Origin of the sequence: Peribacillus muralis (genome assembly GCF_001439925.1) — a bacterium.
Taxonomy (GTDB): Bacteria; Bacillota; Bacilli; order Bacillales; family DSM-1321; genus Peribacillus; species Peribacillus muralis.
In genome coordinates this window covers 166-25315 of sequence record NZ_LMBV01000028.1, presented here as the reverse complement: position 1 = coordinate 25315, position 25150 = coordinate 166, and the positions used below count along the sequence as shown (strand labels likewise).

Genomic DNA, 25150 nt, shown 5'->3' with positions numbered 1-25150 from the left:
GGAATCGTAAATATACGATTAGCTGTAGAAGCTACAGGATGGAAGCAAAAGGAAGTCGTATTCTTTGACTGAGGAACTTTATCGGTGATACGCTTACATTTCGATATACGTATTTATAAATCAAGGAGGAACGAATGATGACACAATCCAAACAACAAAAAATCACCTTGGCGAACCGTCCAAAGGGTATGCCCACGAAAGAAGATTTTAAATTTGTGGAAAGTGATGTTCCCACACCAAACGGTAATGAGATTTTAGTACGTACGCTTTATTTATCGGTCGATCCATACATGCGTGGAAGAATGCAAGATACGAAATCATATATTGCACCATTTGAATTGAATAAGCCCATCACTGGAGGCGTCGTGGCCGAAGTGGTAGAGTCTAAATCGAACTCCTTCAAAAAGGGAGATGTCGTTATTGGCAATATTGAGTGGGCGGAATATACAGTCGTCACCGAAAAGGAAATTCGTGTGATTGATCCAAAGGTTGCTCCTGTCACAACCCATTTAGGGATTCTTGGAATGACTGGGTTAACTGCTTACTTTGGTTTGCTTGATATTGGCAAGCCTCAAGAAGGTGAGACTGTCGTGGTATCGGGAGCAGCAGGGGCTGTTGGTTCAGCCGTTGGACAAATAGCCAAGATTAAAGGTGCGAAGGTCGTCGGCATCGCCGGATCAGAAGAGAAACTAGAGTACTTAACGAAAGAGCTTGGCTTCGATGGAGCCGTTAATTATAAAAAAGATAGTTTTGTGGATGATTTAAAAAATGCAGTTCCAGATGGAGTCGATGTGTATTTCGATAATGTGGGCGGAGAGGTGACGGATGCTGTGTTCAAGCTCTTGAATACAAATGCCAGGATTCCGTTATGCGGAGCGATTTCGTCTTACAATGCAGAAGGAAAAGATGTAGGGCCTCGTCTGCAATCTTATATGATTAAAACCAGCGCTACGATGAAGGGCTTCACGGTCGGAAATTATGCTTCCCGCTTCAAAGAAGGTGCGACGGATTTAGGCAAATGGCTTCAAGAAGGAAAACTGAAGTATGAGGAAACGATTATTGAAGGGTTTGAAAACACTCCTGACGCATTTCTAGGTTTGTTTAAAGGAACGAATCTCGGTAAGCAGCTTGTAAAAGTCGCGGAGCCTATGTTCGCTCAGCTTTAAATTTTAGCTGATTTCAAATGAGGCAAGCCAAAACGGCCTTCTTTCGATATCCAATCGAAAGAAGGCCGTTTTCTTTAAAAGGCATAAATTTAGAAAAGACTATAAAAATGCCAATTTTCAGTATAAAATGTACATACATACAGAAAGGTGATGAACGATGTCAAACGTTGCTGAATTTCGTGATTTCTTAATTAAAGAAAAAATCTATATGAATGAATTGAATGAAGATGGCACGACCTTTTTTAGAGCGGAGCAAAAGCTAAAGGATGGGTGGAAGGTGCTGTTGGTATTCGCATTCAATCAAGATGAAAATGTAGCCGACTTATTTTGCTTTAATGTAGCCGAGTTGAAGAACCCGGAGAAGAAGCAGGATATACATACATTGTTGAATGAGTATAATGCGAACTTCAGGTATTCAAAGCTGTATGAGGAAAAAGGGACCATCTCCATTCGTTATTCTTATTCGATTGATGGTGAGTTCATCCCGGACCTTGCGTTCAGGAAGTTAATCATGCTCCTTGAAACGGCGCAGCAGGTTTACCCGCGGCTAATGGAAGTGATTTGGTCTTAAGCTCCAAAAGAGATGGTTAAAAAAGTTCACTGCTACAGGGGACTTTTTAACATCTTTACTAGATTAAAAGAATATAGTGTCGTTACCAACCATGAAATTTAAAAAAATTAAAAGAACTATTGCATTTATTCGCATTACACTATATAATTAATTTTGTTGGTGATTCGACAAAGTTCTACAAACACTTNGTAGTTTAGTGGTAAAACCTCAGCCTTCCAAGCTGATGATGAGGGTTCGATTCCCTTCACCCGCTCCAATACATACTCATAACGTAGGGTTTCGTTACCTGGAGAACGAAGCTTTGCGTTTAAATATTATAATGAGAATTCTACTGTTTACAGTGGGATTTTTTTATTGTCCAAATGCCTCTTTTTACCTGCATTTTAGTGTCTTGATAAGACAGGATATGGTGTTTGTGTAGGTTTATATAACCATTATTGGATATAATTACCTGTTGAGGTACTTGATTTGGTCGAGAGATTGAAGAATCGACTTTAATAATGCGAAGGTCTTGAGTAATTATACCGTGAAAATGTTCGGTGCTTCGGAGTGAGCTGGAGCACTAGTATAATGAATGAAACTTACAATTTAAAGATACTCCGATCTTAATGAAGCATATATTTGCTCAATTTGATGCCCTACATTAGTAGAATCAATTGGACAGATATATGCTTTTTTGCTGTCCACGCCGCTCCTCTTGTCTTCTTCAGGAAGGCACTAATGCTCCTTTCCATCTTCTCTATTTAAAAGGAATCATTATCGTGGCCAAACAGAGATAGACGTGATTCATAATGAATCTCATCCGTTTTGATAATTAAGACTCATGACTAAATAATTATATAAAACTCCAAGGGACATGTCGTACTGTTCCATAAACAAATGCTAAAAAACCTTAAATCTTTTAATCCCAAATTCGTCTGCAGTTGAAATTTTAACATGTGAACAATTCTTTTATTTTGTATTTCAAATTAACAATAACTGTAAAAATATGTCGATAACTTTATCTTCTAAATTTCCAAATAAATGCTATTATTATTTTTGAAATCAAGAGGAGGTGACAGGAAAATGGAATTTAAAGATTTGACTCGAATTCATCTTGATAAACCAAAAGAGGGTATCGTGCTAGCTGCTAATGGTGCTGGACAAGCAATTAAAAAGCCACAACAATAAATTATTCATATAAAGGACAGCTATGGATATAGCTGTCCTTTATATGAATTTTATTAGAGGAGAAATATAAATGGAAAAAATTCCGTATCAAATAAATGATGGTGGTATCGTTGCTTTACTTCCTGATGGTAGAGTGGAATTTTTAGACAGGCATATTGAAAGTGAATTGATCCGTATGAATAATGGGGAAATTGCCACCTTTGATTTCGACCCATACATCATCTATGATCCTCTTGTGAAATTGGAAGAATTTCATTTAAGTGCTCCGGCTATTGCATTTATAGAAACAACAAACCTGTGTAACTTAAGGTGTAAGCATTGTTATGCTGATTCAGCCTTTAAGAGACCGAACGAGATGCCCACTGAAAGAATTTTAAGATTGATCGATGAATTCGAAAGTCTGGGAGTCCTGCAATTATTTTTAACAGGCGGGGAAATTTTCTCCCATCCTGATGCTGTAAAAATAATTAACTATGCATTGGAAAAGCCTTTTTCGACTCAGATATTCACTAATGGATTATTAATAACAGAAGAAATACTTGCAGCAATCAAGCCAGGTGCATCTTTCTTTATCAGTTTTGATACTGCCGTTCCTGAAAGGACAATTAGGGGAGGGATGAATTATCCAAAACTTAAGCGTGCCTTCGAATGGATGAAAAAATATGGTCATACATTACGGACAGCGGTTTCTGTACATAGTCACAACTTAGATGATGTAGAGGATATTTTTCAATGGTGTGTTGATAATGAATATCCTAGGCCGCAATGGTTAGAAACCCATCCGGTAGGAAGAGCTTTATTGCATCCGGATATGCTATTGAAAATTGATGATATTGACAGAGTATTCAATATTTATAGGCGCTGTATGGAACGTTTTAGTCAAGGACCGGAAGATTACGATATATTGATTAACAAAGAGGTTTTGGACTCTGCTGCTGCTGAAGTTTATTCAGTCCAAACAATAAGTTTTTGCCAAAGGTTAGAGGAAGCTACAGGTCAAGAAAAATGTGGAAGGTCATTCGTGTATATCAACAGTGCGGGAGATGTATATCCTTGCAGTAATTGTATGGCAGGTAAATTATATGCAGGGGGAAATATACAAGAAAGCAGCTTTAAAGATGTATGGGATCGGGGTTTTTCAGGCTTTCGTTCAATCACGTTCAACGACTATGAATCTTGTACTAGTTGTGAAGTGTATAAAGAGGGAATTTGGTGTCAGTTTAGGTGTCCACCGCTTGCTAAAAATGTTTCAAATAATGAAAAAGGCTGTGGCGCTACAGAATACATTAAGAATTTCATGTTGAAAACGAATGAATATTGGGATGAAAGAAAAAACAATAATATCAAATTAACTTTAACGGCTAAAAAATCATTATAGAAGGTGGTTATCAAATGTCTATAAAATTGAATGAAGCTGAAAGCAATGAACTTAATTTGGGGAAATTATTGGAAAAGCATCCTGACCTTCAAATCGAAAAAAATGATTACAACATAAATGTTACAGCAAATTATGGGGGAAAGTTGACTCAAGAGGACGTTTATCAAAAGTATCTTTTACATGATGGTGCCAAGAAACCGACTCATTTATATTTTCATGTACCTATATGTTCATATATCTGTCATTTCTGTAATTATGTTAAACAATTGTTACCTGAAGATGGTAACAAAACCGAAGTGCTAGATCAATGGACAGAATTACTGATAGAAGAATCTAACCGCTATTTGAAAAATGTAGCATGGATAAGTAAAGCCAAAATAGAATCATTTTACATGGGTGGAGGTACTTCATCTTTGTTAAGTCCTGTCCATTTAAAAAAGATAATAAGCCATGTTAGGGATAATTATCATGTGAGTGATGATTGTGAATTGTCGCTTGAAGGCAATCCTGACAACTATCAAAATGATGAACTTGAGCAAGCAATAAAAATAGGTTTCAATCGTTTTAGCGTTGGTGTCCAGTCTCTGCAGAATGAAGTGAATCAATTTGTAGGAAGAAAACATGATAGGGATATGTCACTTAATGCAATTCATAAACTGCTTGAAACGGGTAAACCATTTAATGTGGATATTATGTTCGGTTTGCCTTATCAGACGCCGAAGTCAGTTGCGGCTGATATTAGGATCTTGTGTCAGTTGGGTGTGCCTACTATCACAATCTATCGATTGAGAAATTCTGATAGGCAGAGTATGGGGATAGGTAATCGTTCAGCTTGGAATATACCTTCCGTTCGTGAAAAAATTGAAGAAAAGGGGCTATTCCCAACTCTACTTCAAACGTATGAGATGCGGGAAGAAATCTTGAAAGTATTTATGGAATTTGGTTATCAACCTAGTCCTTGTGGGTGGTGGAGTAAGCCGAATGTTTATCCTGAAGGTAATATACCTAGAGTTTCCCGAAATAAATGGCAGCGTTATGATTCAATGATTGCATATGGTCCAGGAGCATATGGCTGGTTAACCGGGGGAAGTGACCAAGTCATTCAAACACATAATATTCCTGATATAAAAAAGTATATTGAGCATATGAAAAATGATGATGACGTTCCACTGGCTTACGGTCGTATATTATCCGGCCATGAAGCTGTTGCCTCAGCATTGGGCTTTAATTTCAAATCAAATCAACCGATTGATTTAGGGCGCTTTCGTAATCAGTATGGTGTCGATTTGTTAGAAGACGAACCGTACCAAACCATATTCAGTGAATTAGAACAAAAAGAGCTTGTTTCAATAAATGAAAAAGAGGAGGTAATCTTGCCGACTGTTAATGGGGAGGCGTTACATGAGGAAATCATAAGTGTATATTTCCACAAAAAAATTGGCTCTTATGCTGAGCCGTTATGTCGTAGATTTTAGGTGATGATATGGATATACATCAAATGGATATGAAGTCAACAATAATAAGAATGAAAGTGAGCATACCTGAAAATGCAAAGGGTCTATGCATAATTGTACCATCAGGACAATTCGGCAAATTTGATGAAGAAGGTGCAGAAGGTGAATTAGAATTTTATTCTTCTCTTTTTTCAACACTACCCACTCTAGGTTATGGAGTATTACAGCCTGATATGCCAGTAAGGGGTGAAAGAAAGGCACCTGCTTCCATGGAACATATTACCGAGCGGGAGAACGTCTTGGAAAATTGTTTGAACTCTTCCATTGTAAAGGATTTTGGCTGGGATCGAATTGTAGTGGTCGGCATGTCACTCGGCAGTCAAATCGTTTTAAATAATTTAAATAAACCGTATGCAGGTGTTGCGCTTATAGGTTGCGTGATTGAAAGTGAACCGGCTAAATATGGTCTGGTTAACAATATTCATTTAATCTATGGATCACATGATTATATAGCATATAGAAGTGAAGAAGGAGATTTGTTACCAATTTCTCCTGAAGATTATTCTAAGACTTCCCTAAAATTCTTGGAAGAAGCAGAAATAAAGAATGCTTCATGCACCATTCTCGAAGGTTTTGGACATACTCTAGCAATTAAAGAGGAAACGCAAGAAAAGCCAGTGGACTTTTTTATATCTTTACTAAATAAATGGTTAGGAAAGAATCCGAAAGTGGAGGTAAAGCAAAATGAAAAACGTTAGCAGTGAAAGATTTGATAAAATTGCAACTCAATATTCAACTAGTGAAGTTCATAAAATGAGTGAAACAATTAAATTGGCACATGAGAAAAGTGAAAATTGGGAGATTGATAACATTTGTGATATAGCCTGTGGAGCTGGGCATTTCGGTCTTTCCTTCAGTCATATCAGCACGAATATAACGGCTGTTGACCCATCGAAAAATATGCTGGATATCTCAAAATCCTCCGCAGTGAGTAAGGGAATCACAAATTACAAGACAGTTCATGGGTTTGCAGAACAATTGCCTATTCCTGATGGAACGTTTGATTTGGTCATTTCCAGATTAGCACCTCATCATTTTAATGATATACAAAAGGCCATTCGTGAAATGTATAGGATCACAAGTCCTGGGGGGCATGTAATCATTATAGATTTAGCTGGTTATGAAAATCATGAGATTGATACATTTAATCATAAGTTGGAACTTTTACATGATCCCACTCACATCAAAAGTTATAGTGCCGAAGATTGGACGCGCATATTTGAACAGGGCGAATTTAAGAATGTTGAAATAATAGAGAATCAATCAGAATCTCAAACAGGGGTTCCGGTAAAACGTTGGTGTCAAATAGCTAGCTCGGGGATTGAGGCAGAACATGCCATTCGTGATGCATTGAATGATGCTCCGTTGAATTATTTGGAGGAAATGAGTATTAAGAAAATCGAGAATGAGTTTTATTTTCCCATTAAAACAAACTTAATATTAGCTGAAAAGGTAAAAAATCATGCCGATCATTAAACTCTACAGTCCAAACTCTTGCCCGGATACAAATATCTTAAGTGATATTTGTAACCGGGTTACAGATTCTCTTAATATACCAGTAGGGCATGCATGGGCATTATGGCATCAACAAGAAAGTTTTCACAAACCAGATTGGGGTTTGAATGGAACAAATGCTCCAATGATCATGATTTATTGTAAAAATTCTTATAATAATGAACAAATACAAGGAATTATAGAGATTATTAGTAATGTAATTACCAAAGCTTGTTGCTGTGATAAAGAGAGTATATATATTTCATGTTTTCGCATAGAGCCTGGTCATTTAATGGTGAGAGGGGAATTGTGGGAAGGGAATTAATTGTCGTTTTATTTGAATTTGAAATTTTGATTATCGAGGGGGAAGCGAAGTGTCACTACTTTTAGAGCCAATAGGTTTAATCAAAAATGATAGAGTCCATTTAGATGATGATTATTGGGGAGAGGTAATTTCCGAGATCATTTTGGATCGTTCCAAATTCAAAGAAGATTGCCTGTTTGGATTAGAACAATTTTCACATATCGAAGTCATATTTTATATGAATAAAGTTGAGCCTGAAAAAATTCAGCTGAATGCTAGGCATCCAAGAAATCGAACCGACTGGCCAAAGGTGGGGATTTTTTCTCAGAGAGCCAAGGCCCGGCCAAATCAGATTGGTGTATCAAGATGTGAGTTGTTAAAAGTGGAAGGTCTAAAGATGACTGTCAGGGCTTTGGATGCCATTGATCAAACGCCTGTATTGGATATTAAGCCTTATATGGCTGAATTCGGCCCAATCGGCCAAGTTAATCAACCCGATTGGTCAAAAGAGTTAATGGAAAACTATTATAGTAATGCGTTAACAAAATGAGCGGCGTTTCTCAGGAAAGAAAAGAACTTCTCAAAAATCGTGCATATTTTCTTTATTTTATTGCTACCACTTTTTCTTTTTTTGGTAATGGAATGCAATTTATTTCAAGTAGTTGGCTTGGTTTGACCATGACCCAGTCAAATTATACGATTGCCATCATCCTTATATGCTCTTCCATTCCAGGAATCATTTTATCCCCTTTTTCGGGAGTATGGGTCGATCGGCTGAATAAAAGGATATTAGCTGGTTTTTTAGACTTTTTTAGAGCACTGGTTTTATTAATTATACCGATAATTTGGTGGATGGGTGATCTGAACATTTGGCATATTTACTTAATGACATTCTTGGTAGCGGCCGGAGATGTATTATTCCAACCGACAATCGTAACATTAATCAGAGAAATAATACCTCGTACCCTTTTGCTGACGGCAAATAGCACGACTCAAATCACAGCACAAATAGGCTCGGTTGTGGGAGCGGGTATAGGAGGAATTATCGTTGCCTTATATGAACCTGTATGGGTTATGCTTATTAACGGATTGACATTTTTTGTATCTGGGATATGCATTCTGTTAATGCCGAAAGCTACTAATCTAACTAAGCAAAAGCAAGGGATGGAAGTGAAAAATACCAAGTTTTTCGAGCAATTCATTGCAGAATTAAAGGTGGGGTATCGATATATTCTACATAATAGACAAATTTGGATTCTTTATGTGATCATGCTTTCTTATCCCATTTCGCTTAGAACGATAAATTCTCTGCTTCCGATTTTCTCAAAAGATGTTTTAAAAGTAGGGGCTGCCGGTTTTGGATATATAGATGCAGGCTTTGCACTAGGTGCGATAGTGGGTGGATTTTTCTTACCTTCTATTGTGAAAAGACTGGGGAATTGGTTCACTTTAGTGGGGGGGGTTGGAGTTTTAGGATGCAGCATCCTGTTCTTCTCTTTATCATTTAATCTATTTACTGGCATTTTAGGGTATTTTTTGGTGGGGTGCACATTTCAAACCCGTATTGCCTATTTAACAACTATACAATATCAGGTGAATATAGAAGTTCAAGGACGAGTCCACTCCTTTTATACTACCTTTGTTTCATTATTTGCTTTATTGGTATACATCATGCTTGGAATAATGAGTGAATTGGTATCATCAAGATTGTTATTCGCATCCCTTGGTATAATAATACTAATTGCTACAATGGCTGCCATGTATTTCATACCGAAAAAAAGCGTGAATCAAAGCTATTCGGCATAACGGAATCGTATCATGAAAAGACCCCTTCCGATTGAGGAAAGGGTTTATTTCCCGTTCAATTTTAATTATCCTTCTACAATTGAGTAAGACCCTTCACCGCCATGTATTTCAAGGAACATGTCCATCAAGGATTTCGTTAGCTGCCCGGCTTCCTCGATTGGTGTCTTCGGTTGTAAATAAATGATTTGGAGGACTTTTTTCGTTTCTTCGGTGACTTTCGTTCGCTCTGAATCAACGTAAGGGCTTCCGAATGTGCCATCATGATCGGCTGAGGTAATCATATTTTCCATGGAATTCAAGCGGCCATTCAAGCCCTCATAACCATCGGATCCCTCACCAATCTTAATCGAGATATCTCCTGATAATTTTTCCGCATCATAAATGCCGATTGGAACCTCATATAAAAGGGAAAAAAAGTTATTCAAATCAATGGCTGAATGGATGGGCGTCAAGTAATTCTGTTTTTTTATGCGGCGGTAAAGGGCTTCCACGGAGGGACGATACCGTGATGGGTTTGTTCCTGCAGTCTTGAAAATCTCTCGCCACACTTTAATGCCGGAAAAGTCGGTCAACTCCTTTTCTTCAAGGTCGAAGAAAAGAGCTTCCTGAAATAGTTGAAGTCTCCCTTTCACCATTTGCGGGGAAGGACCTACTTCGATGTTTTCATATGTAATGATCCCGACTTTGAATTCAGGGATTTTACTGCTAAGATTAGCGGATATGTTAATTTCCAAGCGTTTCACCTCCAAAAATGATTGCAATTAGTTTATCATAGATAGCAATGGTTTGAAATGAATTCAAGCTTCAATGGGAATACTGAATGAACGTAGGTGATAATTATGGATATGAACACATTCAAGCAAGAAGTGATTTTATATAGTAAGGAGATCGGCATCGATAAAATCGGCTTTACATCGGCTACGACTTTTACCGAATTGAAAGGTCGGCTGATACGTCAACAAGAGCTTGATTATCAGTCCGGGTTTGAGGAAGAAGATATAGAAAAAAGGGTGAGGCCTGAATTGATATTCGATAAACCGCAATCCATCATTTCGATTGCGCTTGCTTATCCGTCGAAATTGAAGGAAGCCCCGCAAAGTACAAAAGGTGAACGCCGCGGGATCTTTTGCCGGGCTTCCTGGGGCACGGATTATCATACCGTGCTACGGAAAAAATTGCAGTTACTTGAGGATTTCATTACAGATAAAGTGCCAGGGGCAGTGACGAAGTCGATGGTTGATACGGGCGAATTATCGGATAGGGCAGTGGCTGAGCGTGCAGGAATTGGCTGGAGTGCAAAAAACAGTATGATCATCACTCCGGAATTTGGGTCTTATGTCTATTTGGGAGACATGATTACCAATCTGCCGTTTGAGCCTGATCAGCCGATGGAAGATCAATGCGGGACATGCAATAAATGTGTCGATGTTTGCCCGACAGGAGCGCTCGTTCAGGGAGGCCAATTGAATGCCAAGCGCTGCATTGCCTTTTTAACGCAAACAAAAGGATTCCTGCCGGACGAATTCAGGGCGAAAATAGGCAATCGTTTGTATGGATGCGATACATGCCAGACCGTTTGTCCGAAAAACAAAGGAATCGATTTTCATTTTCATGAAGAGATGGAGCCTGACCCGGAATTGGCCAAGCCGCTGTTGAAACCGCTGCTTACGATTTCAAATCGGGAATTTAAAGAGACATACGGACATGTATCTGGATCTTGGCGCGGTAAAAAACCGATTCAACGAAATGCAATTTTAGCACTGGCCCACTTCAAAGATGAGACGGCATTACCCTTATTGATTCAGGTCATGAAGGATGATCCTCGTCCCGTCATTCGCGGCACGGCAGCCTGGGCAGTGGGGAAAATTGGCCGGAAGCAGTCTGTTTCCGTGCTGGAAGAAGCGAGAACGAAAGAAACGGATGAAGAGGTTTTGGAAGAAATCGAGAAGGGACTGCAGTTTGCTTTTGAAACGAATTAGAGTCAGCCGCTCCATTACGGGGCGGTTTTTTTTATAGTAAGTTCATAAAGCTTAAAGTCAAATGACCCCCCCACATTTCATGAAGTTGTGTTTTTGTCCATGCCCTCATACATACACATTACCATAGAAGGTATGAAGGAGGGCATGACCTTGAGGAAACAATTGCAACGCCTTTTACAGGAAAGGATTGAATTGTATACTTCCGATAATCAGGAGCGGAGTGAACGGAAATCCCATCTGAAAAAGGATTTGATGAGGAACCGTGCTGCGGAAATTGTTCGGGTGAACGCAGCAGGCAAGGTTCATTCGAGGAAAAAGGAAGACAGTGATACTATCCTGACTTATCAAGTGCATCTGCAGTACTTATTGAAGCAGGACGATTCATTTTATATAGAAGAAGAAATGGAAGAAAGGGAGGCTAGGTTTCGAGATGGGTATCTAGTCGATGAACGTGAGTTGCTTCCGAGCTTTGAGTCGGAGGAAGAACCGTTAAAATGCGATACGGGCGCCGAGCGTCTCGCCTATAAGTATGAGCGGATGAAGGCCGTTCAATATGCAGAGCGTTGGTGGAATGAATTCAATCCGGTGTATTATAAATTCACTGATGACTGTACGAACTACATTTCACAATGTTTACATGCTGGAGGTATCCCGATGTGGGGGGCACCGAACAAAAGTAAAGGCTGGTGGATCAGGGGGAAAAGCTGGAGTTACACTTGGACGACGGCCCACTCTTTATATTATTTGTTAAAAGCGGGAACTAGCATCAGGACGAAGCAAGTGGAATCGGCGCGGGAACTGAATTTAGGGGATATCATTTGTATCGATTTCGAAGGGGACGGACGGTTCGATCATAACTTGATCGTGACGGCAAAGGATCAGGATGGGATGCCGCTTGTGAACGCCCATACGATGAACAGCCGTCATAGATATTGGTCGTATGAGGATTCGACCAGATATACACCAAATATCGTTTATAAGTTCTTTATGATTTTGGATGGAGGATGATTGGTTTTTAGTCTGTTTTGTTTAGTGCTATAATTAAGGTGAAGTTTAAACTAGAGGTGAAAATGCAGTGGCTATACATGTAGTATTATATCAACCACAGATTCCAGCAAATACAGGTAATATCGCACGAACGTGTGCAGCGACGGATACGGTTTTACATCTTATTCGTCCACTTGGTTTCTCAACAGATGACAAACAGCTTAAACGGGCCGGGCTCGATTATTGGGAGAATGTAAAGATCCATTATTATGATTCATTAGAAGAGTTTTTTGAAATTAATGCCGGCGGCGAATTTTATTACTTGACGAAATTCGGGGAACAGCCTCACTCAAGCTTTGATTACAGTAATCAGGACAGCGAAATTTACTTCATTTTTGGCCGGGAAACGACAGGGCTTCCGAAAGAGCTCATCCATGAGAATATGGATCGGTGCCTGAGGATACCAATGACGGATAAAGTTCGTTCCTTGAATCTATCGAACACAGCGGCCATCTTGGTTTATGAAGCATTGAGACAGCAAGATTATCGTGCTTTGGATTTGACAACAAAAGGCTGAGTCATAACCATATTGTCATCGGGGGAAATGTTTTTCCCCGATGATGGATGTTTTATTTTACATATTTTTTGGGGGTGGGAGCATTGAATACTATTATTGAGAAGATTCTAGATCACCGTTCCATTCGTTCTTTTGAGGACAAGCCATTGTCCGATGAGCAAATCCATACGATTGTGGAGTGTGCCCAGGCTGCATCCACCTCCAGTTACATTCAAGCCTATTCAATCATCGGTGTTACCGATCCGGAAAAGAAGGCCAAGCTTGCTGAACTTGCCGGACCTCAATCTTATGTCGAAAAGAATGGACATCTTTTCGTCTTTTGCGCCGATTTATATCGGCAGGATATCGTTTCCGAGATGGAAGGTACGGACGTGACTGAATCGTTAGAAAGTACCGAGAAATTCATGGTTGCCTGTATCGATGCTGCCCTGGCAGCTCAAAATGCAGCATTGGCTGCTGAAGCAATGGACCTTGGCATTTGCTATATCGGCGGCATCCGTAACAATCTTCAAGCTGTGTCAGAGATATTGAATATACCGCATCGGGTCATCCCTTTATTTGGACTGGTAGCCGGCTATCCTAAGAACAGATCTGATAAAAAACCGCGTTTACCGAAGTCCAATATTTATCATGAGAATGGCTATCAAGAGGAACGGCAGGAATTCATCGGACAGCTTGAAGCTTACAATGAAACGATCTCCGATTATTACGAGCAAAGGACTAAAGGAAAACGTCATGATACCTGGACAGGGCAAATGGCCGATATGCTCGGAAAGAAAAGCCGATTATATATGAAGGATTATGTCGAGAAGCAAGGATTTAAAAAACATTAAGTGATCGATTAGTCCTGGATGGATCTTGCGTAATTAATAATTTGTTCAATGAAGAAAGATCCCGGAATTTTCCAGGATCTTTCTGTTTTTGTCCGATAATTACTAAAAAAATTCCAGGTTATACATCCCATTTAACTTTCTTCTTTAATACCCATGAAATACTATTGACAATATTTTTGTATAGAATTATAGTAATTAAGTAATGGATAATGATAATCATTTTCATTTGAATTCTTACTTGTCTATTTCTCAGTAAATGGAGGTTGAAATAATGGTTCGCCTATATACAGAAGAATTAAACATTGGGTACGGTGACCGCTTAATTGTAAAAGATCTCAGTGTGGAAATTCCAGATAAAAAAATTACAACGATCATCGGTTCAAATGGATGTGGAAAATCGACGCTTTTGAAAGCGATCACCCGGATCATCCCTAATCAAGCAGGGACGGTCGTATTAGATGGGGTGAATATTTATAAAGAAAGCACAAAGATCCTTGCAAGAAAAATGGCGATACTTCCGCAAACACCCGAGAGTGCAAGTGGATTGACAGTCGGCGAGCTCGTCTCATACGGACGCTTTCCTTATCAAAAAGGATTCGGGCGGCTAACCCAAAAAGACTATGATGTGATTGATTGGGCACTTGAAGTGACGGGTACGAAAGAATTCAAGTTCCGCCCCGTGGATGCTCTCTCAGGAGGCCAGCGCCAGCGTGTTTGGATAGCCATGGCCTTGGCTCAGGAAACGGACATCATCTTCCTGGACGAGCCGACAACCTATTTGGACATGGCACATCAACTAGAGGTTTTGGAGCTTTTACAGAAGCTGAATGTAGAGCAAGGCCGTACGATAGTCATGGTTTTGCATGATCTAAACCAAGCTGCCCGCTTTGCCGACCATATCATCGCCTTAAAAGATGGGGAAGTAGTGAAAGCAGGAGATTGCGAAGAAGTCATCACTCATGAAGTGCTTAAGGAAGTATTCCATATCGATGCGGTAATTGGACGAGATCAACGAACGAACAAACCAATGTGCAGCACATACAATTTATTAAAAGGAGATTCAACAACAAATGAAAAAGATCCTGATCCCGTTTATACTGCTGTTGGTGTTAATCATTAGTGCTTGTGGTAACGAGTCGGCCGAAAAAGAAAAAAGCTCCGCTACCAAAAAAGAAAAATCAGGTACGAGCACTTACCAATCTGAAAATGGACCTGTAAAAGTTCCAGCAAATCCGAAGCGTGTTGTAGTACTTTCTTCTTTTGCTGGTAACGTAATGGCTTTGGATGTTAACCTTGTAGGGGTAGATTCATGGTCTAAAATGAACCCGAATTTTAAAGAGTTAAAAGATGTCGAGGAAGTAACGGATGAAAATCTGGAAAAAATCATCGACTTGAATCCGGATTTAATCATCGGTTTATCGACGATTAAAAATGTCGATAAATTAAAGGAAATTGCACCAACCGTAACATATTCATACGGAAAAGTGGACTATTTAACACAGCATGTGGAAATAGGTAAACTGTTGAATAAAGAAAAAGAGGCCCAAGCTTGGGTGGATGATTTCAAAAAACGGGCTAAAACAACAGGAGAAGATATTAAAGCTAAAATCGGTGAAGATGCTACCGTATCCGTATTTGAAAAGTTTGACAAACAGTTCTACGTATTTGGCGATAATTGGGGCCGCGGTACGGAAATCCTTTATCAAGAAATGAAATTGGCGATGCCTGAAAAAGTAAAAGAAGTCGCATTGAAAGATGGTTACTTTGCTTTATCGTTGGAAGTATTGAAAGACTATGCAGGTGATTATGTGATTTTGAGTAATAATAAAGATGAAGATAATTCATTCCAACAAACAGATACTTATAAAAACATTCCTGCCGTTAAAAACAATCAATTGTTTGAAGCTAATGCAAAAGAATTCTACTTCAATGATCCAATAACATTAGACTACCAATTGGATTTCTTTTCCAAAAGTTTTCTAGGAAAATAAAAATGAGGGAGAGGGATAATAATTCCTCTCCTTTTATTCTATAAAATAAAGAGATGAGAGAGACAGATGACTAATGAAAATCAACGTTTCATCCCATTTATATATAAACTGATCATAGGGATCGCTGCTTTTCTGGGCATGTTCATGATTTCGATGGTATTTGGTGCAGCTGATACTACGATCAAAGATGTATGGCAAGCACTGACGTCCAATGCTAGCGGTGATAAGATATCCATCATTCGGGAAATCCGATTCCCTCGTGAAGTTGGAGCAATCTTTGTTGGTGCGGCACTTGCCGTTTCAGGTGCGATCATGCAGGGAATGACGAGAAATCCACTTGCTGATCCCGGCCTGCTTGGATTGACGGCCGGTGCCAACGCAGCACTTGCCATTACTTTGGCATTCATTCCTTCAATTAATAACTTAGGGATCATGATTGCTTGTTTTATTGGTTCCGCTTTCGGGGCCATTATGGTTTTCGGGATCGGTGCGATGAAAAAGGGAGGATTTTCGCCATTAAGGATCGTGTTAGCTGGTGCTGCGGTCTCTGCATTCCTATTCGCGATTTCTGAAGGGGTCGGTATCTATTTCAAAGTATCAAAAGATGTATCGATGTGGACTGCCGGGGGAAATATCGGAACATCCTGGGGGCAGCTTCGTGTAATCGTCCCGTTCATTATTATAGGCATTGTGATCTCCCTTATCTTCTCAAGACAACTCACCATCCTTAGCTTAAGTGAAGAGGTAGCGGTAGGTTTGGGTCAAAAAACTACCCTAATAAAGGCGGTACTCTTCGTTGTCATCATTCTGCTTGCTGGTGCTGCCGTTGCACTTGTCGGAAATATGGTATTCATTGGGTTAATGGTTCCTCATATAGTTCGGGCCATCGTTGGTACGGATTATCGATTCATCCTGCCGATGTCCGCCATTTTAGGAGCAACGTTCATGCTTCTTGCCGATACGATCGGCCGTACAATCAATTCTCCATATGAAACACCAGTGGTAGCGGTTGTTGCGTTGATAGGTTTACCTTTCTTCCTCCTAATCGTGCGTAAAGGAGGTAAAGCTTTTTCATGATCCAGCCAGCTTTAATCAAAAAACAGCGATGGATAGTAGGGGCATTAACCTCACTAATCATCATTACAATCATTATTGGTACATGTACAGGCTATTCGAATCTTTCTATTGGAAGGCTGCTGCCAACTCTTTTCGGACAAGGGACATTCAAAGAAGAATTCGTATTATTTTCGATTCGGTTACCGCGCATCATCATTACTCTTTTAGCAGGCATGGCCCTTGCACTTTCAGGTGCGATATTACAAGGAATTACACGGAATGATTTAGCCGATCCCGGAATCATCGGCATTAACTCCGGAGCGGGCGTTGCCATTGCCGTTTTCTTTCTGTTTTTCCCGATCGACGCTGGTTCATTCGTTTATATGGTTCCAGTTGTCGGGTTTATCGGTGCGATGCTGACGGCCTGTATAATATATGTTCTTTCATTTAAGCGAAGGGCTGGCCTTGAACCAGTTCGGCTAGTATTGATTGGTGTTGGCTTTTCAATGGCGCTTTCTGGCTTGATGATCGTCCTCATTTCTTCAGCGGAACGAGCCAAAGTCGATTTCATAGTGAAATGGATGGCAGGAAATATTTGGGGTGCGGATTGGCCCTTCATTTGGGCAGTCCTTCCGTGGCTGATCATCCTCATTCCATTCACGCTATATAAAGCGAATCGTTTGAATTTGCTTGGTTTGAGTGAACCGGTGGCAATCGGCGTGGGGGTTTCAATTGAAAGAGAACGGATCATTTTGCTCATAACTGCTGTCGCACTTGCTGCTGCTGCCGTATCCGTTACGGGCGGAATAGCCTTTATCGGACTGATGGCCCCACATATAGCAAAATCCTTGGTTGGACCGCGAAATCAATTATTCATTCCGGTTGCCATTTTGATCGGTGGATGGTTATTGCTGCTTGCCGACACGGTTGGCCGTAATATAATCGAACCGGAGGGAATACCCGCAGGGATTATGGTTGCCTTGATCGGCGCGCCTTATTTCATGTATTTACTGTTGAAGAAATAGAATGTTGCTAAAAATCCCTTGATATTCTTCAAGGGATTTTAATTTGGATAAAAACGGAGTGTACTCGAGAGTTGCCTAATCGTGAATGGAGGAAACTGGATTTGTAGGGTAAACTCTATACAAAAAGGCCTGGTCAACAATGACCAAGGCCTTTTTCTGGGTGTTCTATCCTTATTTCACACCAGGTTTGTCGTCATACCCAGCAGTGAAGATAGCGGCTAAAAATGTAAGAGCTACTGCAATGATAATAACTGTGCCCATGTTGTAACCTCCCTTTACCCAAATTGTCCCACTTAAGTATAGGCTTAGTATACCCTAATTTTTAGCAGGAGTGCACACAATTTTTTTTGCTGTCTGATTTGTCAACATTGTTCAACTGCTAGGCCTTTTCAATACAAGGAAAGTGGTGGGGATTTTTAAAGTCTGACATGTTTGTCAGAATTGGAGCATAGATTTAAGTATTCTCTGAAAGTGACAGGGGGAGGTTCCTTAAATGGATATATTAAAGAAAATTGAAAAATTTAGAGAAGATGAACAGAAGCTCAAGTGGGAAGGCACCTTCGCAGAGTACTTAGACATATTGAAAGAAACGCCATTAGTTGCTCAATCTGCTCATTCACGTGTATACAACATGATCAGAGATGCAGGGATAGAGGAAGTAAATGGATCAAAGAAATACAATTTTTTCAGCGGTCAGTTATTTGGACTAGAGGATTCCCTGGAAAGACTCATCGAGGAATATTTTCATCCGGCAGCAAAGCGGCTGGATGTCCGAAAGCGGATATTGCTTCTCATGGGTCCGGTATCAGGAGGGAAATCTACACTCGTTTCTTTACTGAAGCGTGGGCTTGAGAATTATTCTTCAAAAGAAACAGGTGCAATTTATGCTATAAAAGGATGCCCGATGCACGAAGATCCGTTGCATCTCATTCCACAGTATTTACGGAATGATTTCTTTGAGGAATATGGCATCAGGGTAGAAGGAAACCTATCGCCGTTGAATGTCATGAGATTAGAGCAGGAATATGGAAGCAGGATTGAAGATGTGATGGTCGAGCGTATTTTCCTTTCAGAGGATAAGCGTGTCGGGATCGGCACATTCAGTCCATCTGATCCTAAGTCACAGGATATTGCTGATTTGACGGGTTCAATCGATTTTTCAACCATTGCCGAATATGGGTCAGAATCCGATCCGCGGGCCTATCGCTTTGATGGAGAGTTAAACAAAGCGAACAGAGGGATGATGGAATTTCAGGAGATGCTGAAATGTGATGAGAAATTTTTATGGCATTTGCTATCATTGACACAAGAAGGGAATTTTAAGGCAGGCCGTTTTGCATTGATCAGCGCCGATGAACTCATTGTGGCTCATACGAATGAAACGGAGTATAAAGCGTTCATATCGAACAAGAAAAATGAAGCATTGCATTCCCGGATCATCGTCATGCCGATTCCTTATAATCTGAAGGTTACCGAGGAAGAAAAGATTTATGAAAAAATGATACATGAAAGTGATGTTTCGGATGTTCACATTGCCCCGCATACATTAAGGGTGGCGGCGATCTTCAGCATCATGACCCGACTGAAGGATCCGAAAAAAGGCGACATCGATTTAGTGAAAAAGATGAGGCTATATGATGGGGAAAATGTGGAGGGCTTTAATTCCGCTGACATCAATGAGCTGAAAAAAGAATATCAGGACGAGGGCATGAGCGGGATCGATCCTCGTTATGTAATTAACCGAATTTCATCAACGATCATCCGTAAGGAGAATCCTTCCATAAATGCATTGGATGTACTTATGTCATTGAAAGCCGGACTTGACCAGCATCCTTCCATTTCGAATGAACTTCGAGAGCGGTATTTGAATTTCATTTCACTCGCCCGTAAGGAATATGATGCCATCGCCAAAAATGAAGTGCAAAAGGCATTTGTCTATTCCTATGAAGAATCGGCCAAGATCCTCATGGATAATTACCTGGACAATGTCGAAGCATACTGCAATAAATCTAGGCTGCGCGATCCATTGACTGGAGAAGAAATTAATCCGGATGAAAAATTGATGCGTTCGATCGAAGAGCAAATCGGTATTTCCGAGAATGCCAAAAAAGCATTCCGTGAAGAAATATTGATACGTATCTCTGCTTATGCGCGTAAAGGAAAACGATTCGATTATAATTCACATGATCGTTTACGAGAAGCGATCCAGAAAAAGCTATTCGCCGATCTGAAAGATGTCGTTAAAATCACGACTTCCACGAAGACACCGGATGAAAGACAACTGAAGAAAGTGAACGAAGTCATCACGAGACTTATCGATGAGCACGGTTATAATTCCACTTCAGCCAATGATTTGCTGCGGTATGTGGGCAGTCTGTTAAATCGGTAATTCATCTTTTCCTTATACTCAATTGGGTAGGTGTTAAAAAGTTTTAGCTTGCAAGAGGGGACATATAATAACATAAGAAATACCGGGCCAATGGTTAGCCCGGTATTTTTTTGACTTGTGCGCTTAATCATTTAGTTACATTCAAGCCATACTGTTCAATAAGTGTGACAAGTTGGTCAGATGAAAGTGTGTCTTCACTATGATCGACTTTTATTTCGCCATCATCGACATCGATGATCGCACGTTCCACACCTTCCGTTTTCAAAAGGATCGACTCTAAATTTGCAATCGGTCCTTCCGATGTCGCTTCTTTTACATAAAGTGTAGTTGTTTGCATATACCTTGCACCTCCTTGGATTTGCTCATCTGTACTATCTATACCCCATATTCAGGTTGGATATGTTACGTTTTGAATTTGGAAATAATGGGTATCAATAAAGTAGAGGTGATATCCAATGAGTAAAGAAGAATTGAAAAAAGAGCATGTTCCGGAAAACAGCTCAATGGCTAAGGATTTTGAAGAGATGAAAGAACTTGGAAAGCAGATGGAAAATCAAAGGACGAATGAAGAATTGAAAGAGAGGCATAAACGGCCAGGTACAGTCCAGCATGAAGTGGAGGTAGATAAAGATTGACGTAATGGAAATGATTTTAACTGTGGTGAAGGGTGGTCCAGATAGTTGATGGAGCATCCTTTTATTGTGGGGTCTTTTTGGCCGCTTTAAGTTGGTCATCATGAAGATCCTATCCTTTTATGTACAGCTTCGCCTGAGTTCCTCATATATAACATCCATCCATGTAACCACCTCTAAGTCCCGGGAATTCCAAACCCACGCCTAAAAAAGCATGACGTGACTTGTCCGGTTTGTAGGCAAACATCCATTATTGAATTTTGTTGTAAATTATCCTGTATCGCTGCATAAGATAGAGTAATACATTTCTTTTAGTATGTTTTTCCGGACTGTTATTTTTAAAAAAGAAAATGGGAATGCTTTGGGTTTTCTCACACTAATTTATTATATGAAGGAATGATGAAACGCGTGCAAACATTTTTAAGGGGGGAAGAGAATGTCGGAAGAGAATAATCAACAACAATATGTTATCTCACAGGAAAACTGGTCCCTCCATCGAAAAGGCTATGATGATCAACAGCGTCATCAGGAAAAGGTGCAGGAAGCGATCAAGAATAATTTACCTGATTTAATTTCCGAAGAAAGCATCGTCATGTCAAATGGTCGGGATGTCATCAAGATTCCCATTCGCTCCTTGGATGAATACAAAATCCGTTACAATTATGATAAGAACAAACACGTAGGTCAAGGTGATGGGGATAGTAAGGTAGGAGATGTGGTCGCAAGGGATGGATCTCCATCCGATGCCGGAGCTGGTAAAGGTCAAGGAGCGGGTGACAAGGCGGGCGAGGATTATTATGAAGCAGAGGTTTCGATGATGGAACTGGAAGAAGCGCTGTTCAGTCAGCTGGAACTGCCTAATCTCCAGAAGAAAGAACAGGCGGAGCACACGCTTGAACAAATCGAATTCAACGACATTCGCAAGACAGGCTTAATGGGCAATATCGATAAAAAGAAAACGATGATATCCGCTTTTAAGCGGAATGCCCTAAGCGGCGACCCAGGCTTTCATCCGATATATAAGGAAGATTTTAAATTCAAGACGTGGAATGAAATCGAGAAGCCGGATTCCAAAGCTGTTGTGCTGGCGATGATGGATACTTCAGGAAGTATGGGTTTGTGGGAAAAGTATATGGCACGTAGTTTTTTCTTTTGGATGAACCGATTCCTGCGAACGAAATATGAAACGGTTGAAATTGAATTCATAGCCCACCATACGGAAGCGAAGGTCGTTCCGGAAGAGGATTTCTTTTCAAAAGGGGAAAGCGGCGGGACGATTTGCTCGTCTGTATATCGAAAAGCATTAGAACTTATCGATCATAAATATGACCCGGCAAAATTCAATATCTATCCATTTCATTTTTCCGACGGTGACAATCTCACATCAGACAACGTTAGATGCGTCAAGCTAGTGGAGGAACTGATGAAGCTTTCCAATATGTTCGGATATGGCGAAGTCAATCAGTACAACCGCCATTCGACATTGATGACAGCTTATAAGAATATCGATAATGAAAAGTTCAGATATTTCATATTAAAACAAAAGGCGGATGTTTTCCACGCGATGAAGAGCTTCTTTAAAGACGAAGAACAGAAGAAATTCGCATAAAGATACCGGGGAAGGTTGTTCCGCCTTCCTCTCCGATTGTAGGGACTTCTCTCTACGATCTTTTTTTATTTTCCGGAGGGCTGCACAGCGAAGCTAAACTGAGGGAGCGGCATAGAAAAATATAGGGAGTTTGAAATGTAAATCATAGCGTTTCATTTTTGGAACGATGGGTTTGGCTAAATATATTAAAATAAAATAGAAGTGCGGAAACACTTCCCCTAACCCCATTGTTAAAAGAAAAAGCCTAATCTTCACTTAAACGGCCTGTTCCTTAATTATTGAGGGCAGGCCGTTTAAGTTACTTCCAGAATGGAGCATGTGAGTTTAATCCAATCAGTGTTGTAACGCTTCATTTTTATTCTAAATTCAACATGCCTATATGTATATGGTTGCCATTAAATAAAAGGAGCAAGATTATGTCAAAGCCATTTGCCTTTTTATTAAAAGCAGGGGCATTCCTAATAAAAAACCGGATTTATTTCATCCAAGCCTTTTTAGTCCTATTTTTAATGTACCTACTATTAAATAAACAAGAAATTAATACGTTGAAAATCACACTCATTATTGTTACAGCTCTTTCCTTCCTTATAAGTGCCCACAGAAAATAACGGGATGGAAATTAGCGAAAACGTGAGGTTCGATCAAATGGTCACCCACGCAGCCTTTATATCCCTAATCTTAAGATGCAAATATGGTTAGGTAAAAGAAATAAAATTCATGTTAGTACTTAATATTGAAGAATGAAGCTCCGAGCACAAGCAACTTGATATATGGCTGTGCTTTTTTTTTGCTGAGAGAGTGGTATCTACATCTTTTATTTGACCTCCTTCACCTTTATATAAAACAAAATCACTATATGTAAGTTTTTTCGCATACAAGCAGTTCCAAAAATGCTTTTTATTTCATCAATATTGGAACGAGGAGTTTGTCGAAAAATAGTAGTATTAAATTGTTAGCAATAACAAACTCATTATTTTAGGAGGAACGAACAAAATGAAAAAAAGCAAGATATTAAAACCTATTAACGTGATGACCACATCATTTCTGTTAGCAAGCTCTCTATTAATGCCAACTGCAGGATTTGCGGAGCAATCATCCACACCAAATAAGGAAGTTGCGAATGCGCAAGAGTCTGAGGCCAAAGGTCAGGAATCGCGTACACAAACAAAGGATCCCCAATCACAGAGTAAAGCGGTAGCAGCTAGGGCGGCCAACGAAGCGGTCGTCAACAATTTCGCACAATTAAAGGCTGCACTGGAAGCTGATAATGGAATTACAACAATCAAACTTGGACAAAACATCGATATAAGCGGTTCTATTAACATTCAAGCGAAAAAATCAAACATATTGATTGAAGGAAATAACTTTACAGTTTCGGAGACAGGAGCGAATGGGGGATCAGGAGGTCTCTATTATGGCAAGGGTAATATATTGCAGAATATCACTGTAAAGAACCTTACTATTAGAGGGAAGAATTATTATGGATTCATTACAATAAACGATGCATCAAAAAATGTGGTACAAGTATTCGAAAATGTAACGTATAGTGGACCACAAATGATTTGGAACCGTAACGGGAGCGCAATTTTTAGAGGAGTTAATAACATCAATATCAATAATACGACCATGCCAGGATCATCACCTGCCCAAGAAATGGCTGAAATAGGAGATGTGGAATTTCAAGGTGACACTATCATAAATCATGATAATACCTATTCCGTTATTTTGACTGAGGTAAAACTACCTAATTTTGTAGTCGCACCTAATGCATTACTGGATATTTATACTAAAAAAAGTGGAAAAGCAATATTTTATGCGACACAAGATTATGGCAGGTTAGTAATTGGTAAGAATGCAAAAGTGAATATTAATGGGCAAAAAAGTTTTACGTACGATGGGGCATTGCGAGATTTCATTGTGGATTCAGAGGCAGAATTGAATATGATTAGAGGAGGTACAGATACATCAGCTATGCTCTCGTTTTATAATAATGCAAGGATTAATGAAAAGGCAAAACTTAATGTGAGTACAGAAAATGGAGTTGCAATGTATGCACCATATGCAGCGGATATATATTTTACCAAACCAAAGCATGTTTTAATATCCTCGCGTAATAAGACAGCCTTTGATAATAAACAAATCTTCAATTTTAATGTGGAAACGGATGAGTTTAAAATTTGGGAGGACACGTCCAATACCCCTACCAAAACGTTTAAAGGCTGGGACGGTGACCCTTTTAAATGGACAGCTTCTTATCGCGATAATGGCTACCTCTGGGGAGAAGCTCCTAATGTAGAGATGTACATGTCTAAAACCAAGCAGTTTGAGTTAAGAGATACACAAGAAGAAAGAGAATTGTCCGATGCGAAGAACAAAGTGGAAGGTTTGTTCACGGATAACAAGTTCGACACATTGAAAGGTTCGACGAATCAAGCGGCGATTACCGAAGCCCAAAATGCAGTCAATAAATTANTCCTGAAAAAAATCGATTACAAGATTTAGTGAACAAAGCGAAAGATTTATTGAATAAAAAAGAACAAGCTGAAAAAGACTTGAACGATGCGAAGAACAAAGTGGAAGGTTTGTATACGGATAACAAGTTCGACACATTGAAAGGTACGACGAATCAAGCCGCGGTTACCGAAGCCCAAAATGCAGTCAATAAATTG

At 39.7% G+C, this 25150-nt stretch carries 24 protein-coding genes and 1 pseudogene; 23 read left to right on the top strand and 2 right to left on the bottom strand.

Features of this window, described 5'->3' with window-relative positions; all coding sequences use genetic code 11:
• Positions 1 to 137: 137 nt before the first annotated feature.
• The 9 genes from ASU00_RS21290 to ASU00_RS21245 all read left to right on the top strand — a co-directional run bounded on the left by ASU00_RS21290 (position 138) and on the right by ASU00_RS21245 (position 9403).
• Positions 138 to 1166, top strand: a complete 1029-nt coding sequence (locus ASU00_RS21290) for an NADP-dependent oxidoreductase (protein WP_057915471.1) — start codon at positions 138 to 140, stop codon at positions 1164 to 1166.
• Between the two features lie 157 nt (positions 1167 to 1323).
• Complete coding sequence (locus ASU00_RS21285) at positions 1324 to 1737, top strand: YbjN domain-containing protein (protein WP_057915470.1); 414 nt, start codon at positions 1324 to 1326, stop codon at positions 1735 to 1737.
• Positions 1738 to 2977: 1240 nt separating this feature from the next.
• The gene (locus ASU00_RS21275) at positions 2978 to 4285 is read left to right on the top strand and encodes a radical SAM/SPASM domain-containing protein (protein WP_057915469.1); all 1308 of its coding nucleotides are present in this window, start codon (positions 2978 to 2980) and stop codon (positions 4283 to 4285) included.
• A 14-nt stretch (positions 4286 to 4299) separates the two neighbouring features.
• Positions 4300 to 5760 (top strand): radical SAM protein, encoded by a 1461-nt coding sequence (locus ASU00_RS21270; protein WP_057915468.1) that lies wholly within the window; start codon positions 4300 to 4302, stop codon positions 5758 to 5760.
• An 8-nt stretch (positions 5761 to 5768) separates the two neighbouring features.
• Positions 5769 to 6497: an alpha/beta hydrolase gene (locus ASU00_RS21265; RefSeq protein ID WP_057915467.1), complete on the top strand. Its 729-nt coding sequence runs from the start codon at positions 5769 to 5771 to the stop codon at positions 6495 to 6497.
• Positions 6484 to 7275, top strand: a complete 792-nt coding sequence (locus ASU00_RS21260; RefSeq protein WP_057915466.1) for a class I SAM-dependent methyltransferase — start codon at positions 6484 to 6486, stop codon at positions 7273 to 7275. Before ASU00_RS21265 ends, ASU00_RS21260 begins: the two co-directional genes overlap by 14 nt.
• Positions 7262 to 7618 (top strand): hypothetical protein, encoded by a 357-nt coding sequence (locus ASU00_RS21255; RefSeq protein ID WP_057915465.1) that lies wholly within the window; start codon positions 7262 to 7264, stop codon positions 7616 to 7618. Before ASU00_RS21260 ends, ASU00_RS21255 begins: the two co-directional genes overlap by 14 nt.
• A 49-nt stretch (positions 7619 to 7667) precedes the next feature.
• Positions 7668 to 8147, top strand: a complete 480-nt coding sequence (locus tag ASU00_RS21250) for an SAM-dependent methyltransferase (RefSeq protein WP_057915464.1) — start codon at positions 7668 to 7670, stop codon at positions 8145 to 8147.
• Entirely contained in the window at positions 8144 to 9403 is a 1260-nt protein-coding gene (locus ASU00_RS21245; RefSeq protein ID WP_057915463.1) for an MFS transporter, read from the top strand. Before ASU00_RS21250 ends, ASU00_RS21245 begins: the two co-directional genes overlap by 4 nt.
• A gap of 65 nt (positions 9404 to 9468) precedes the next feature.
• Here ASU00_RS21245 and ASU00_RS21240 read toward each other — a convergent pair whose 3' ends face one another.
• Positions 9469 to 10137: a B3/B4 domain-containing protein gene (locus ASU00_RS21240; protein ID WP_057915462.1), complete on the bottom strand. Its 669-nt coding sequence runs from the start codon at positions 10135 to 10137 to the stop codon at positions 9469 to 9471.
• A 105-nt stretch (positions 10138 to 10242) separates the two neighbouring features.
• On the opposite strand from ASU00_RS21240, the gene queG reads away from it, so the two are divergent.
• The 9 genes from queG (at position 10243) to ASU00_RS21195 (ending at position 20240) form a co-directional block, all read left to right on the top strand.
• A complete protein-coding gene (gene queG / locus ASU00_RS21235) occupies positions 10243 to 11382 on the top strand; it encodes a tRNA epoxyqueuosine(34) reductase QueG (protein WP_057915461.1) in 1140 nt (379 codons plus the stop codon).
• A gap of 150 nt (positions 11383 to 11532) precedes the next feature.
• Positions 11533 to 12390, top strand: a complete 858-nt coding sequence (locus ASU00_RS21230; protein WP_057915460.1) for an amidase domain-containing protein — start codon at positions 11533 to 11535, stop codon at positions 12388 to 12390.
• Positions 12391 to 12457: 67 nt separating this feature from the next.
• A complete protein-coding gene (trmL, locus tag ASU00_RS21225; protein ID WP_057915459.1) occupies positions 12458 to 12946 on the top strand; it encodes a tRNA (uridine(34)/cytosine(34)/5-carboxymethylaminomethyluridine(34)-2'-O)-methyltransferase TrmL in 489 nt (162 codons plus the stop codon).
• Between the two features lie 83 nt (positions 12947 to 13029).
• On the top strand, positions 13030 to 13779 hold the full coding sequence (gene nfsA / locus ASU00_RS21220) for an oxygen-insensitive NADPH nitroreductase (RefSeq protein ID WP_057915458.1): 750 nt from the start codon (positions 13030 to 13032) through the stop codon (positions 13777 to 13779).
• A 271-nt stretch (positions 13780 to 14050) separates the two neighbouring features.
• Complete coding sequence (locus ASU00_RS21215) at positions 14051 to 14899, top strand: ABC transporter ATP-binding protein (protein ID WP_057915457.1); 849 nt, start codon at positions 14051 to 14053, stop codon at positions 14897 to 14899.
• Positions 14850 to 15770, top strand: a complete 921-nt coding sequence (locus ASU00_RS21210; protein ID WP_057915456.1) for an iron-hydroxamate ABC transporter substrate-binding protein — start codon at positions 14850 to 14852, stop codon at positions 15768 to 15770. The genes ASU00_RS21215 and ASU00_RS21210 overlap by 50 nt, the downstream gene beginning before the upstream one ends.
• Positions 15771 to 15836: 66 nt before the next feature.
• A complete protein-coding gene (locus tag ASU00_RS21205; RefSeq protein ID WP_057915455.1) occupies positions 15837 to 16847 on the top strand; it encodes a FecCD family ABC transporter permease in 1011 nt (336 codons plus the stop codon).
• Positions 16844 to 17851 carry a FecCD family ABC transporter permease gene (locus tag ASU00_RS21200; RefSeq protein ID WP_057915454.1) on the top strand — a complete coding sequence of 336 codons (1008 nt, stop codon included), beginning with the start codon at positions 16844 to 16846 and terminating at the stop codon, positions 17849 to 17851. The genes ASU00_RS21205 and ASU00_RS21200 overlap by 4 nt, the downstream gene beginning before the upstream one ends.
• Before the next feature lie 493 nt (positions 17852 to 18344).
• Entirely contained in the window at positions 18345 to 20240 is a 1896-nt protein-coding gene (locus ASU00_RS21195; protein ID WP_057915453.1) for a PrkA family serine protein kinase, read from the top strand.
• A gap of 127 nt (positions 20241 to 20367) precedes the next feature.
• On the opposite strand, the gene ASU00_RS21190 is transcribed toward ASU00_RS21195, so the two are convergent.
• Positions 20368 to 20577, bottom strand: coding sequence for a heavy-metal-associated domain-containing protein (locus ASU00_RS21190; protein ID WP_057915452.1), 210 nt, complete (start codon positions 20575 to 20577; stop codon positions 20368 to 20370).
• 118 nt (positions 20578 to 20695) lie between these two features.
• Between ASU00_RS21190 and ASU00_RS21185 the strand changes: the two genes are divergently transcribed.
• The 5 genes and pseudogenes from ASU00_RS21185 to ASU00_RS27000 all read left to right on the top strand — a co-directional run.
• Positions 20696 to 20875, top strand: a complete 180-nt coding sequence (locus tag ASU00_RS21185; protein WP_057915451.1) for a hypothetical protein — start codon at positions 20696 to 20698, stop codon at positions 20873 to 20875.
• A gap of 433 nt (positions 20876 to 21308) precedes the next feature.
• Positions 21309 to 22481: a sporulation protein YhbH gene (gene yhbH, locus ASU00_RS21180; RefSeq protein ID WP_057915450.1), complete on the top strand. Its 1173-nt coding sequence runs from the start codon at positions 21309 to 21311 to the stop codon at positions 22479 to 22481.
• A 416-nt stretch (positions 22482 to 22897) separates the two neighbouring features.
• Complete coding sequence (locus tag ASU00_RS21175; protein WP_057915449.1) at positions 22898 to 23089, top strand: hypothetical protein; 192 nt, start codon at positions 22898 to 22900, stop codon at positions 23087 to 23089.
• 385 nt (positions 23090 to 23474) lie between these two features.
• Positions 23475 to 24953 (top strand): annotated as a pseudogene (locus tag ASU00_RS27005) (pectate lyase-like adhesive domain-containing protein); the annotation flags it as partial.
• A 29-nt stretch (positions 24954 to 24982) separates the two neighbouring features.
• A partial coding sequence (locus ASU00_RS27000) for a hypothetical protein (RefSeq protein ID WP_413783538.1) occupies positions 24983 to 25150 on the top strand: 168 nt, incomplete at its 3' end.